Here is an 11842-nt window from a genome sequence, read left to right as displayed (position 1 = left end):
CGCGGGCGAGGACGGCGAGCAGCCGGACCCGCTCGAGTGGGCGGCCGACGTCCTGGCCGATGCCCGGCAGAATCGGACTCTCGCGCAAGGTCGGGCGGTGCTGATCGATGCGGCAGCTCGGCGTGCGTCGACAGCTCTGACGAAGGCCACCACCGTTCTCGATCTGCAGCGTCGTCGGGCTCTCGCCGAGGCGCAGCTCGTGCAGTATCGGGAGGGCGAGACGGAGGTCTGCGGCAGTGGCCGCGATCGGTCCGGCGGCCGCGGAATCGGCGAGCTCGGTTCTGCGCGCAGCTCGCGCCGTCTCGCCCTCCCGATACTGCACGAGCTGCGCCTCGGCGAGAGCCCGACGACGCTGCAGATCGAGAACGGTGGTGGCCTTCGTCAGAGCTGTCGACGCACGCCGAGCTGCCGCATCGATCAGCACCGCCCGACCTTGCGCGAGAGTCCGATTCTGCCGGGCATCGGCCAGGACGTCGGCCGCCCACTCGAGCGGGTCCGGCTGCTCGCCGTCCTCGCCCGCGGGCTCGGGTATCCCCGATGCCTGCGACACCCGGCCGAGCATGATGTCGATGGCGTGGTGAGCGTCCGCGAGTTCGGCGGCCAGCTCCCGGCGGCGCTGCGCGAACCACTCTTCGACATCACCGAATCGGCCTGTGTCGAAGAGCCTTTCGAGCAGATTGCCGCGTTCGTCGCTGTCGGCTCGGAGGAATCGCGCGAACTCACCCTGCGGCAACAGCACCACCTGGAAGAACTGGTCGGCACTCATTCCGAGCAGCGCGTTGACGGCGTCACCGATCTCGTTGAGCCGGGTGAGGTTCTGCCCGCGGCCGTCGAGCCAGGTGAGACTGGCTTTGGCGTGCTGCTTGGTGGTGCCCGTGCTGCGGAGCTTGGGCCGCAGGAACTCCGGACTGCGCACTATTCTGATGCGTCGCCCAGCGAGTGTCGCCTCCAACGTGACCTGTGGCACCGCACCCTTGGCTGCGTGATCGGACAGCAGTCGCTTGCCCTCACGACGAGCTCCGGGCACTGTTCCGTACAGCGCGAACGCCACGGCGTCGAGCACCGTCGTCTTACCTGCTCCGGTCTGCCCGTGCAACAGGAAGAGCCCGTCGGCTCCCAGCGCGTCGAAGTCCACCGTCTCGGTGCCCGCGAAGGGGCCGAAGGCGGTGATCTCGAGTGAATGCAGTCTCATGCAGCACCGCGGTCGGCGGTGGTGGCCGTTCCGCGGATGGCCTCGGTCTCGCGATGCACGGAGGCCAGCGCGCGAGCCAGGAGCCCGGACTCCGCTGCCGTCGGCACACTGCGCATGTCCGTCACGAACGAGGTGGCGATGTCGAGATCGCTACGGCCGCGCACACGGTCGCGGTAACGAAGCTCGCCGGATCCCTCGGGGCGACGCCATTCCAAGTGGATCGCGTGCGGGAAACGCTGCTGCAACAAGCGCATTGCGTCGACCGGGCGTACCTCGTCGGTGAGCACAGCGGAGACGTAATGATCTTCGTACTCGCAATACGCTGCGTCCGTTGTCAATTGCTCGACCGTGCCTTCGATGCGGGCGAGTCCGCGTACCACCGGCAGGTCGACTCGCTCGACGGTGCCGAGCCCGTTCGCGTCGAGATCGAGAATCCATACCGCCTTGCGATGCGACCGCTCACCGAAGGAATAGGGCAGAGGGGAACCGGAGTACCGCACTCGATCGGTGAGGGTCTGGGGCGAATGCAGGTGCCCGAGCGCCACGTAGTCGACCCCGTCGAACGCCGACGCAGGCGCAGTTTCGATACCGCCGGAGGAAATCGACCGCTCCGAGCCGGTCGCCTCACCGCCGACGATGAACGCGTGCGCGAGTACGACCGAGCGATGATGTTGTCCCGCTTCGTTTCTCGTCGCGAGATCACCCCGGATCCGATCCATGGCAGCGCTGAGCACCTCCGCGTGCGTCCGCGCGGTGGGAACGTCGAGCTCGGCCCGCGTCGTCTCGGGCTCGAGGTAGGGAATGCCGTAGAACGCAACGGAGCCGTGCTCGTCCTCGATGACGACCGGGGTGGCGACGTCGCCCACCCGCGTCATCAGATGCAGCCCTCCCGCCGAGGCGAACGCGGCACCCGCGCCCAGCCGAGCGGGTGAATCGTGGTTTCCCGACGTCGCGACGATCACCGCGCCTGCCGTTCGGATCGCCTCGAGTCCGCGGTTGCAGACCAGGACGGCATCGGCACTGGGAACAGCGCGGTCGTAGATATCGCCCGGCACCACCACCACATCGATCGATTGCGCCGCAACCAGTTCCGCGATGGACTCCAGCACAGCGCCCTGATCGGCCAACAGGTCGACACCGTGAAAGGTGCGACCGATGTGCCAGTCCGAGGTGTGCAGAATTCTCATGCGTTCGACGCTATCGGGAACCACCGACAAACTCCTCGAGGCGCCTCGGCCTGTCGGACGTGAGCTGCGATGCATGCCGTCGCGAACCGAAGTTGTCGGTGCCGTCCTGCATCATCTGGTCCATGAACATTCTCACCGCGTTCGGCCTGCTCGTCGCTCTCGGTATCGGGGCTGTCGTCGGCTGGTTGTTGCACGCCTCGCGGGTGGGCGACCGTGCCGTTCGAGCCGAAGCCCAGCTGGCCGCGCTCCGCGAGCACGAGGGCATGCTTCGGCAGTCGTTGAGTGCGGTCAACGAGGATTCCGCGCGACGCAATTCGACCGTGATCGGCCAGCAGGTCTCACACCTGGTCGAGCCGCTGCACGACGCCGTCGATGCGCTCTCCGAGCACGTGCGCGAGGTCGAGCACAATCGCATTCGGGCGTACGCGGGATTGTCCGAGCAGGTCACCGGGATGCATCGAGCGTCGATGCATCTGTCCACCCAGACCGGTCAGCTGGTCACGGCATTGCGTGCACCGCAGATCCGGGGCCGGTGGGGCGAGATCCAGCTCGAGCGGGTCGTCGAACTCGCGGGCATGGTCAAGCACTGCGATTTCGACACGCAGGTGAGCAAGGACGGCATCCGACCCGACATGATCGTGCGTCTCGCCGGCGGTCGACAGATCGTCGTCGACGCCAAAGTGCCGTTCGCGGCGTACCTCGATGCCGCCCAGGACGAGGATCCCGCCGCGCGGGAGAAGAATCTGCGACGCCACGCCAAGCAACTGCGCACTCACATCGACCAGCTGGCCGACAAGGCGTACTGGCAGGCGTTCGAGCCGACGCCGGAGTTCGTTGTGCTGTTCGTTCCCGGCGACCCGTTTCTCGACGCGGCCCTGACCTCGGACACCGGCATGCTCGAGTACGCCTTCGGCAGGAACGTGATCCTGGCCACCCCGACCACCCTGGTCGCGTTACTACGAACCGTTGCCTACACGTGGAAGCAGGAGTCGCTGGCGGAGGACGCTGCGCGCATCCAGCAACTGGGACGCGAGCTGTACACGCGAATCGGTGTCGTCTCGACACACCTGGACAAGCTCGGTGCCCACCTCGGCAAGGCCGTGGAATCCTTCAATTCCACCGTCGGGTCCGTCGATACCCGGGTGAGCGTGACGGCGAGAAAGTTGCACGAACTCGAGCTGTTCGACGCCGATCCGGTGGACATCGCCCGAGTGGACGAGCGACCCAAACTGTCCGATTCGTCCCGCTACCGGCACGACTTCGGTCATGTCAGCGATGCAGTGGGCTGAACAACGGCTAACCTCGGGGGGTGTCTACCTCCCAACGTGCCCGCTCCGGGGTACCGCTGGATCACCGATCCATCCTCGCGACCCTGCCCGGCGTTCCCGCATGGGGTGCCGTCGCGATCGCCGCGGGACTGACCTTTCTCGGATTCCTGATCGATGCCGCACGCGGTACCGAGCTGACCGGTGCGTTCGCGTTCATGTACGTCCTCGGCTGCATCGCCGGCGTCCTTCTCGTCCGCTTCCGCGGACTGTTCACCGCGATGGTGCAAGCCCCGCTGATCCTGTTCGTGGCCGTGCCGCTGTCGTACCAGTACTTCACCGACAACGCAGGCACCAGCCTCAAGGACATCATCCTCAACGTTGCCATTCCACTGGTCAACCGGTTTCCGTTGATGTTGCTCGGCACCCTGGTCGCCGTCGGACTCGGAGTGCTTCGCATCGTGCTCAAACGGCAGAACACGCATGCCCCCACCCTTCGGCGAAGCCAGAAGGCCGAGGGCACTGTGCGACGCAGCCCGAAGCCCAGCGATGACAAGCCCACCAGAGCACAGCGTCGAGCACAGGAAGAGCGCCCCGAACGCTCCCGCAGGCGCGCAGCCGATCGCAGCACCGACTCCGCGGCCGAGGCGACCGACATCGTGCCCGGGCCGTACGTCGGTCGCAGAAGCACCGATCCTCGCCCGCGTTCGACCCCTCGCACCGGCTCTCGTGCTGCGGCAGATCCCACCGTGAGCCCCCGGCGATCGGCTACCCCGACCTCGGCACCGCAGACTCGATACTCCGCCGACTCCCCGCGTCAGGACCACAAGCCAGAGCACCAGAAGCCCGAATACCCGCGAACGCAGTATCCGCAGGCAGAGTCTCGTCGAGCGCAGTCCCGTGAAGCACGTGATGCACAGCGGCCGCAACCGTCCGAGTCGCGTTTTGCGCCGGAGCCTCGCTACTCGGCAGAGCCGCGGTATTCGACCGAACCTCGTCGCGAGCGATCGACTCGGGTCAACGCTCCGCGAGAGGCTGCCGATCCGTACGGCTCCGGAGCTCGGCCGGTCGTGACTCCTCGGACGAGCGCCCCCGCCGGCCCCGCTGCCACCGACTACACCGCCGGGAACGGCCAGGGCAGCCATTCTCTGCCTGCCCCGCGCCGGGACGACATTCCCCCCCACCCGGTGCCGAAGGTTCGCTACCGCGACCGTCACAGCGACTAGTTCGAACGAGAAACGCCCCGTACAGGAATTCCTGTACGGGGCGTGAACTCTTTTCCCGCTGCTAGCGGGCTGGGCGCAGCTCGCGAGGCAGGGAGAACACCAGGGTCTCGTTGGCAGTGGTGACCGGCTGTACGTCGGCGTAGCCGTGCTCGGCGAACAGTTCGATGACGCCCTGCACCAGGATCTCCGGTACGGATGCACCCGAGGTGATGCCGATCGTCTCGACCCCGTCGAGCCAGGCCAGGTCGATTTCCTTGGCGTAATCGACGAGGTAGCTCGCCCGCGCACCCGCGCCCAGTGCGACCTCGACCAACCGCACCGAGTTCGAGGAGTTCTTCGACCCGACGACGATCACCAGATCGCATTCCGGTGCCATCGCCTTCACCGCGACCTGACGGTTCTGCGTGGCGTAGCAGATGTCGTCGCTCGGCGGGTCCTGGAGCGTCGGGAAGCGCTCGCGAAGCTTGGCGACCGTCATCATCGTCTCGTCGACGCTCAGCGTGGTCTGGGACAGCCAGATGACCTTGCTCTCGTCACGGACGGTGACGTTGGCAACCGAGTCGGGGCCGTCCACCAGCTGAATGTGCTCGGGTGCCTCGCCTGCGGTGCCCTCGACCTCCTCGTGGCCCTCGTGGCCGATGAGCAGGATGTCGTAGTCGTCGCGAGCGAAGCGCTTGGCTTCCTGATGCACCTTGGTCACCAACGGGCAGGTGGCGTCGATCGTGCGCAGGTTCCGCTCGGCCGCGGACGTGTGCACGGCGGGCGAGACGCCGTGCGCGGAGAACACGAGCAGCGATCCCTCGGGCACCTCGTCGGTCTCTTCCACGAACACCGCGCCGCGATCGGACAACGTCTCGACCACGTGCTTGTTGTGCACGATCTCCTTGCGCACGTACACCGGCGCACCGTGCTGCTCGAGCGCCTTCTCGACGGTCTCGACCGCACGATCGACACCCGCGCAGTAGCCCCGCGGCTCCGCGAGCAGCACTCGCTTACCCCCGGCGTACGAGGACTTACCCGTACCGGCGGACTGTGCAATACCAAGATTCAGAGGAACAGCCGAAGACATACCTCCCAGGATACGTGCACCGAGCTCGCCTGCCTCGTTTCCATGTCCTCCGGCCCCGGCTGCAACGGGTCCTACAGCCTGTCGGCTACCCAAAGTTCACCGTTTCGGGCAGTCTGGTGGGCATGACTCGAGTCCCCTTTGCAGCGCGTGTGGCTGCAGGCGTCGCCGTGACCGTCGTGGAAGAGGCTCGCAAGCTTCCCGGTTCCGCTCTGATGCTGCCGATGACGGTCGTCAGCGAAGCGCTGGCCCGCGGGATGCGATTTCAGCAGCAGGTGACGGCGTTGGCCATCAAGGGCGATCTGATCATCGCGAGCTTGCCGGTGATCGGGACCCCCACCGAGGAGCAGCCCTCCTGGGCCAGCTTCGACGAGGACGAAGACGACGTGTTCGACGCCCCGGTCGTCACCGACGACGTCGATGTGCCCGACGCCCCCGTGGCCGAGCCGGTCGCGGCGAACGGCCGCTTCGCCTTGTACTCGACGCCTCCCCTGGACGAGCCGGTGCAGGACACCTCGGCCAAGCGCGCGCCCTCTGCGGACAAGCCCGAGATCGTCGAGATGATCGACTTCGACACCCTCGCCCTTGCCCAGCTGCGCGCACGCCTGCGCACGCTTTCGATCGAGGACCTCGAAACTCTGCTGGACTACGAGAACGACACGCTCGCCCGCGCACCGTTCCAGACCATGTTGGCCAACCGCATCACCACCGCCAAGGCCAAGTGAGCACTCCCTCAACCCAGTCCGGTCCCACCCAGCCAGGCTCGAGCACCGCCGAACAGCCGTGGCCGGTGCGTACCGTCGCCATGAAGGTGGCGGGCTGGATCGACAAGCTCGGCTCGATCTGGGTGGAGGGCCAGCTCACGCAGATCAACGCGCGTCCCGGTACGAGGACGGCGTTTCTGACGCTGCGTGATCCGTCGGCCGACATGTCGTTGTCGGTGACGTGTTCGCCGCAATTGCTCGACCGCTCTCCGGTTCCGTTGACCGAGGGTGCGCGCGTCATCCTCTACGGCAAGCTGTCGTTCTTCACCGGCCGCGGAACCATTTCGCTGCGCGCCACGGACATTCGCGCGGTGGGCGTCGGCGAACTGTTGGCCCGCATCGAGCGGCTCAGAGCGCTGCTCGCCGCAGAGGGGTTGTTCGACCCACGCCTCAAGCGCCCGTTGCCGTTTCTGCCGGGCACCATCGGCCTGATCACTGCGCGCGCCAGCGCAGCCGAGAAGGACGTGCTCACCGTCGCGCAGAGGCGTTGGCCCGCGGTTCGATTCGAGGTTCGCAACACTCCGGTCCAGGGGCCACAGTCGGTGCCGGCGATTCTGGATGCGCTGAAAGATCTGGACGACGACCCCAGCGTCGATGTCATCATCCTCGCCCGCGGCGGCGGAAGCGTCGAGGATCTGCTGCCGTTCTCGGACGAAGCCCTGTGCCGCGCCATCTCGCGCGCCACCACGCCGATCGTCAGTGCCATCGGCCACGAGCCCGACAGCCCACTGAGCGATCACGTCGCGGACCTGCGCGCCGCAACTCCCACCGATGCCGCCAAACTCGTGGTGCCCGACGCCGTCGCCGAACAAGCCCTGGTCTCGGAGTTGAAGTCGAGAAGTGCTGCAGCGCTGCGCAATTGGGTCGAGCGCGAGGAACGCGGACTGGACATGCTCCGACACCGTCCGGTACTGGCGGACCCGTTGGCCTCGCTCGAGCAACGCCGCGAGGAGGTTCGACGTCTGCGGGAGGCGGCGCGACGCGACGTGCAACGCGAACTCACCACCCAGGACACGCTCGTCGAGCATCTGCGGGCAAGGCTGTCGACGCTGGGGCCTGCTGCCACACTTGCTCGTGGCTATGCCGTCGTACAGCGGGTGGTTGCGGGTTCGGATCCCGAGGTTCTGCGTTCGGTCGAGGACGCGCCACCGGGTACACAGATCAGAGTGCGAGTGGCCGACGGTGCCGTCACCGCCGCAGTCATGGGGCGAGTCAAATGACAGAAGGAGTACGTATGAGCGAGAACGAAGACAAGCCGGTATCGGAACTGGGCTACGAAGAGGCCAGGGACGAACTGGTGGGCGTGGTGAAGATCCTCGAGCAGGGTGGGCTCGATCTCGACGCCTCCCTGGCCCTGTGGGAGCGCGGAGAGCAGCTGGCCACCCGCTGTGAGGAGCAGCTCGCCGGAGCCCGCAAGCGGATCGAGACCGCGCTCGCGAGCACCGAGAAGGACAGCTAGGGCTCCAGCGGTTCGGCGACCTCGAGGGCCTCGGCGAGCGTGGTGAAGTCTGCGTCGTTCGCGGTACCGCCCAGCAGGATTCGCACGTCACCGAAGTCGGAGACCCAGTACTTCCGCGAACCCTCCTCGCCGTAGACGACCCAATCTCGACCCGACACGTTCTGCGCGCCCGACGCGTACACCGTCTCGTCGCCGGCCACGAAGGGGACCAACACTTCCTCGACGGCGCTGGTCTGGGTCAGCTGCAGATACGCACCCGATCCGGTGATGTACCCGACAGTCGACACCGGTCCCCCGTTGTCGCCGGAGATCGTCGGACGACTGCCCGAGTTGGGCGTCCAATCCTCCGGAACAGCCGGATTACGCACCGGAAAGCCGATTTCCGACGCGTCGTACTGCAACGCGGTGTCCACGTCGAAGTTGGGGATGGGCCCCTGCTGGGGCCCGCCGGGGCTCAGCGAGCACTGACTGGCGATGCCCGCAATCAACAAACACGCGATGACCAGCGGAATGAGCGACCACACCATGTCGCGACTGTTGTTGAGAATCCGAGGTTTGCTGTTCGCCACCCCACCAGTATCCCCTCTGCGCAGCAGTGCTCGGTCGGCGCGTGCCTCACAGACCACCCGACCCCACGGCAGACATCACAGAAGTGAGATAATCGCGCCTGGGTAACACCCCACCAACCAGGAGGCTACAAACCGATGACGGCCAGCACCGAGTCCACTCGCGCCATGGCGCCAGATCGCAACCTCGCACTCGAACTCGTACGCGTCACCGAGGCCGGTGCGCTCGCCTCGGGTCGCTGGGTCGGTCGCGGCGACAAGGAAGGTGGCGACGGAGCAGCAGTCGACGCCATGCGTCAGTTGGTCAGCTCGGTCTCGATGCGCGGCGTCGTCGTCATCGGCGAGGGCGAGAAGGACGAAGCGCCGATGCTCTACAACGGCGAACAGGTCGGCAACGGCAACGGCCCCGAGGTCGATTTCGCCGTCGACCCCGTCGACGGAACCACGTTGATGGCCAAGGGCATGCCCAACGCCATCTCGGTTCTCGCCGTCGCCGAGCGTGGCGCGATGTTCGATCCGTCCGCCGTCTTCTACATGAAGAAGATCGCCGTAGGACCCGACTTCGCCGACGTCATCGACATCACCGCACCGGTCGCGGAGAACATCGCCCGCGTCGCCAAGATCAAGAAGGGCTCCACCTCCGACGTCACGGTGTGCATCCTCGACCGCCCCCGGCACGCCGAGCTGATCCAGCAGGTGCGCGACACCGGCGCTCGCATTCGACTGATCTCCGACGGCGACGTCGCCGGCGCCATCGCCGCCGCCCGTCCCACCTCCCCCATCGACATCCTCATGGGCACCGGTGGAACTCCCGAAGGCATCATCGCCGCGGCCGCCATGCGCTGCATGGGTGGCGCGCACCAGGGCATGCTGGCTCCGACCGACGACGACGAACGCCAGAAGGCGATCGACGCCGGACACGATCTCGATCGTGTCCTGTCCACCGAAGACCTGGTCTCGGGCGAGAACGTCTTCTTCACCGCCACCGGCGTCACCGACGGCGACCTGCTCCAGGGCGTCCGATACTCGGGCGGCGGCGCGCACACGCAGTCCATCGTGATGCGCTCGAAGTCCGGCACCGTCCGCATGATCGACGCGTACCACCAGCTCAACAAGCTCAAGGAGTACTCGACCATCGACTTCGACGGCGACACCTCCGGCGCCATCCCGTCCTTCTGACCGTCCGCTCGACGAAGTTTCCGCTCCCCTACCGAGGCAAGAGGTCAATGACAGAGAACGAACAGCAGTTCCGGATCGAGCACGACACCATGGGAGAGGTTCGCGTTCCCATCGATGCGCTCTGGCGTGCCCAGACGCAGCGTGCCGTGGAGAACTTCCCCATCTCGGGCCGTCCGCTCGAACGCACTCAGATTCGCGCGATGGGCCTGCTCAAGGCAGCCTGCGCGCAGGTCAACAAGGATCTCGGTCTGCTCGACGGCGCACTGGCCGACGCGATCATCGCCGCTGCCACCGAGATCGCCGACGGCAAGCACGACGACCAGTTCCCGATCGACGTCTTCCAGACCGGCTCGGGCACCAGCTCGAACATGAACGCCAACGAGGTCATCGCGTCGATCGCGAAGGCGGCCGGCGTCGAAGTACACCCCAACGACCACGTGAACATGTCGCAGTCCTCCAACGACACGTTCCCGACGGCAACGCACGTCGCCGCCACCGAGGCCGCCGTGACGTCTCTCGTGCCCGCACTGCGCCACCTCCACGAGGCTCTCGTGGTGAAGGCCACCGAGTGGAAGCACGTCGTGAAGTCCGGCCGCACCCACCTCATGGACGCCGTTCCGGTCACCCTCGGTCAGGAATTCGGCGGCTACGCCCGTCAGATCGAAGCAGGCATCGAACGCGTCGAGGCCACCCTGCCGCGGCTCGGTGAACTGCCCATCGGCGGCACCGCCGTCGGCACCGGCCTCAACGCACCCGACGGCTTCGGCCCGAAAGTCGTTGCAGCACTGGTTGCGTCGACCGGGATCGACGCACTCACCGCGGCCAAGGATTCGTTCGAGGCACAGGCCGCACGTGACGGACTCGTCGAGGCATCGGGCGCACTGCGCACCATCGCGGTCTCACTGACCAAGATTGCCAACGACATTCGCTGGATGGGATCGGGACCGCTCACCGGACTCGGCGAGATCACCCTCCCCGACCTGCAGCCCGGTAGCTCCATCATGCCCGGCAAGGTCAATCCCGTTCTCCCCGAGGCTGTTACGCAGGTCGCGGCTCAGGTCATCGGCAACGACGCCGCAGTCGCATTCGGCGGCGCGTCGGGCGCATTCGAACTCAACGTGTACATCCCGATGATGGCGCGCAACGTGCTCGAGTCGTTCAAGCTGCTCGCCAACGTCTCGGTCCTGTTCGCCGACAAGTGTGTCGTCGGCCTCGAAGCCAACGTCGAGCACCTCAAGACCCTCGCCGAGTCCTCGCCGTCCATCGTGACGCCGCTGAACTCCGCGATCGGCTACGAGGAAGCTGCCGCCGTCGCCAAGCAGGCACTGAAGGAGAAGAAGACGATCCGTCAGACGGTCATCGACCGCGGACTGATCGGCGACAAGCTCAGCGAAGCAGAACTGGACAAGCGCCTCGACGTCCTCGCCATGGCGAAGGTCAAGGACTAGCTTTCCCGTTCGCCCCGCCGGACGCTTGAAACAGCCCGCCCCCGGTGGGATCAATGTGGGTTTCAGTCACTCTGACTGCAACAAAGTCGCATTGATCCCAACCGGGGGCGGGTTCGTTCGAAAGGGGCCGAACCTCAGGCGAGGTGTGCGAGTTCCTCGCGTGCCTTCAGGCCGTCCTCGCCCAGATCGGTGCGGTCGAAGATCTTCCAGCCTGCGAGCAGCGGCTTGAACACCTTGTCGCGTTCCTGGTCGGCGTCGTAGATTCCGGCTTCGGCGAGCGCGGCGGTGCTGCTGCCGCGGTCCGGGAGGTCGACCTCGGGAATCTTGAAGCCGTTGATCCGGTCCGCGATGGCGCGAGCGGCCTGATCGGGCACCACGGCGAATGCCTCGTCGAGGATGCTGGCGAAGAATGCCGACTGCAGCGCGTCGTCGTCGGCGATCCGGCCGAGGATGGTGGCGAGCACCGGATCCTTGCCGAGGGCGATGGTGT

General features: G+C 66.4%; 12 protein-coding genes. 7 read left to right on the top strand and 5 right to left on the bottom strand.

Features of this window, described 5'->3' with window-relative positions:
• Together CH256_RS27075 and CH256_RS27070 are read right to left on the bottom strand one after the other, a co-directional pair.
• Positions 1-1192, bottom strand: a 1192-nt coding sequence (locus CH256_RS27075; RefSeq protein ID WP_256989565.1) for an AAA family ATPase, incomplete at its 3' end; no start/stop codon positions are given.
• Positions 1189-2379 (bottom strand): exonuclease SbcCD subunit D, encoded by a 1191-nt coding sequence (locus CH256_RS27070; protein WP_094671497.1) that lies wholly within the window; start codon positions 2377-2379, stop codon positions 1189-1191. The genes CH256_RS27075 and CH256_RS27070, both read right to left, overlap by 4 nt.
• 122 nt (positions 2380-2501) lie before the next feature.
• Between CH256_RS27070 and CH256_RS27065 the strand changes: the two genes are divergently transcribed.
• Positions 2502-3668, top strand: a complete 1167-nt coding sequence (locus CH256_RS27065; RefSeq protein ID WP_094671495.1) for a DNA recombination protein RmuC — start codon at positions 2502-2504, stop codon at positions 3666-3668.
• A gap of 20 nt (positions 3669-3688) precedes the next feature.
• Positions 3689-4870, top strand: coding sequence for a DUF6542 domain-containing protein (locus tag CH256_RS28305; RefSeq protein WP_179272255.1), 1182 nt, complete (start codon positions 3689-3691; stop codon positions 4868-4870).
• Between the two features lie 61 nt (positions 4871-4931).
• Here CH256_RS28305 and CH256_RS27055 read toward each other — a convergent pair whose 3' ends face one another.
• Positions 4932-5939 (bottom strand): 4-hydroxy-3-methylbut-2-enyl diphosphate reductase, encoded by a 1008-nt coding sequence (locus CH256_RS27055; RefSeq protein ID WP_068052876.1) that lies wholly within the window; start codon positions 5937-5939, stop codon positions 4932-4934.
• A 122-nt stretch (positions 5940-6061) separates the two neighbouring features.
• Between CH256_RS27055 and CH256_RS27050 the strand changes: the two genes are divergently transcribed.
• The 3 genes from CH256_RS27050 to CH256_RS27040 are packed head-to-tail and all read left to right on the top strand — an operon-like array spanning position 6062 to position 8159.
• On the top strand, positions 6062-6661 hold the full coding sequence (locus tag CH256_RS27050; protein WP_068052864.1) for a lipid droplet-associated protein: 600 nt from the start codon (positions 6062-6064) through the stop codon (positions 6659-6661).
• Complete coding sequence (xseA, locus tag CH256_RS27045) at positions 6658-7920, top strand: exodeoxyribonuclease VII large subunit (protein WP_094671493.1); 1263 nt, start codon at positions 6658-6660, stop codon at positions 7918-7920. Before CH256_RS27050 ends, xseA begins: the two co-directional genes overlap by 4 nt.
• Before the next feature lie 14 nt (positions 7921-7934).
• Positions 7935-8159 carry an exodeoxyribonuclease VII small subunit gene (locus CH256_RS27040; protein ID WP_068052858.1) on the top strand — a complete coding sequence of 75 codons (225 nt, stop codon included), beginning with the start codon at positions 7935-7937 and terminating at the stop codon, positions 8157-8159.
• Here the strand turns inward: CH256_RS27040 and CH256_RS27035 are convergent.
• Entirely contained in the window at positions 8156-8728 is a 573-nt protein-coding gene (locus CH256_RS27035) for a DUF4245 domain-containing protein (protein ID WP_094641183.1), read from the bottom strand. The two genes, CH256_RS27040 and CH256_RS27035, sit on opposite strands and share 4 nt — an antisense overlap.
• A 135-nt stretch (positions 8729-8863) precedes the next feature.
• Here CH256_RS27035 and glpX point away from each other — a divergent pair, with 135 nt between their 5' ends.
• Together glpX and CH256_RS27025 are read left to right on the top strand one after the other, a co-directional pair.
• Complete coding sequence (glpX, locus tag CH256_RS27030) at positions 8864-9904, top strand: class II fructose-bisphosphatase (protein ID WP_068052852.1); 1041 nt, start codon at positions 8864-8866, stop codon at positions 9902-9904.
• Positions 9905-9951: 47 nt separating this feature from the next.
• The gene (locus CH256_RS27025; protein ID WP_094641182.1) at positions 9952-11352 is read left to right on the top strand and encodes a class II fumarate hydratase; all 1401 of its coding nucleotides are present in this window, start codon (positions 9952-9954) and stop codon (positions 11350-11352) included.
• A 134-nt stretch (positions 11353-11486) separates the two neighbouring features.
• On the opposite strand, the gene CH256_RS27020 is transcribed toward CH256_RS27025, so the two are convergent.
• The coding region (locus CH256_RS27020; protein WP_179272254.1) for an acyl-ACP desaturase at positions 11487-11842 on the bottom strand (356 nt) is incomplete at its 5' end.

The organism is Rhodococcus sp. 05-2254-6, from assembly GCF_002258565.1.
Lineage (GTDB): Bacteria > Actinomycetota > Actinomycetes > Mycobacteriales > Mycobacteriaceae > Rhodococcoides.
Note: the sequence above shows the minus strand (reverse complement) of the source record. Positions and strands in the feature narration are given on the sequence as shown.